Below are 1,201 nucleotides of genomic sequence, written 5' to 3' on the forward strand. Positions count from 1 at the left end.
CCATGATCAGCTCACCGTACGGCGAGTGGTTCGACCCGGCGACGACGGCACCCCACGGGACGCCCGGTCCGGCTCAATTGATTCAATGACTACCCGACCACCTCGATGCCACCGGCTTCTCGTCACTTTCGCCGCTCGCGCCTTCTGTGTATCCGGTCGATCAGGACACCGCGATCTCCCCTCATGTGAGGTGGAACGACGAATCGCGGACGGTTCACCAGAACGACAAGCACCTCCAGCACAAGAGGGACAAGGATTGCACCAATCGTCAGGACTCCTACCAGTGTCGAATTCAGGAAAGACAAACCGGGAAAGTAGTCCGAAATCAAGATTCCAACGAGTGCCGATCCTATGGCCCATAGCGTCGTACATGTGAGCGGGGCCGCCCGCACTTCGCCCCTCCTACCCGCTTCCCCTAGCGGCAACGGTGATAGTGATGCGACAAAGAACTCGATCTTCATAGGGTTTCGCCATAGGGCAACAACCTGCCACGTATAAAAACACGTCATCGCAAGCCATAGCAATGTCAATGCGACGAGAAACATTCATCCTCCATAGCCAGATCCGAGGTGCTAGTCAAAGCGTGGCGCGACGAATCGGTTGTTGATCTGGCCAGCGGCAAAATAGCCGCCTATGCCACCTATGAGTCCCCCAATCCCCGCGCCGATTGCGGTGCCGGCTCCCGGGAAGAGTGAACCAATTGCAGCGCCGGCAATGGCGCCACCCTTAGCGCCAGCCCATATCGCGGCGGTATCGACAGTTGTCTTGGTTGCTGCTTCTCCCCAACTGTCACCCGATTCGTGATAGGCCCACACGCCTACTCCCACGCCAGCCACACCAAGAGCCCGCCCGCCCCATTTGAGAGCAGAGCTTTGCGTGAGATCGTTGACCGTCCGTGTGGCACGGCTAGACTGAAAAGATTGCGTCTGCCGGCCCCACGCGCTTCGCATCTTCGTCTGAAGCCAGTACGGCTGCGCTTGCACCTTGTTCCAGCGCTTGACGCGCTCCATCTGCGCGGCCGACTCCTGAGGACCTGCGAGCGCCACCGACGCGGCCGTGGTCGCAGCAGCGGCACCCACATGGGCCCGCGATCGCACCGACTTGATGTGGGTGCGCGTCGTCGCGTTCTTCTGGCTCGAGAAATAGTTGTACGCGCGCTTGGTGTAGCTCACGCGGACTCTGACGGGATGCCCGCCCCTAC

The 1,201-nt window shown here is 60.3% G+C and carries 1 protein-coding gene; it reads right to left on the reverse strand.

Annotated features, from left to right (window positions below):
- Nucleotides 1-572 precede the first annotated feature (572 nt).
- On the reverse strand, nt 573-1,201 hold a 629-nt coding region (locus IEW03_RS20535; protein WP_503826689.1), incomplete at its 5' end, for a glycine zipper domain-containing protein.

This window comes from Isoptericola cucumis (assembly GCF_014635665.1).
GTDB classification, from domain to species: Bacteria; Actinomycetota; Actinomycetes; order Actinomycetales; family Cellulomonadaceae; genus Isoptericola; species Isoptericola cucumis.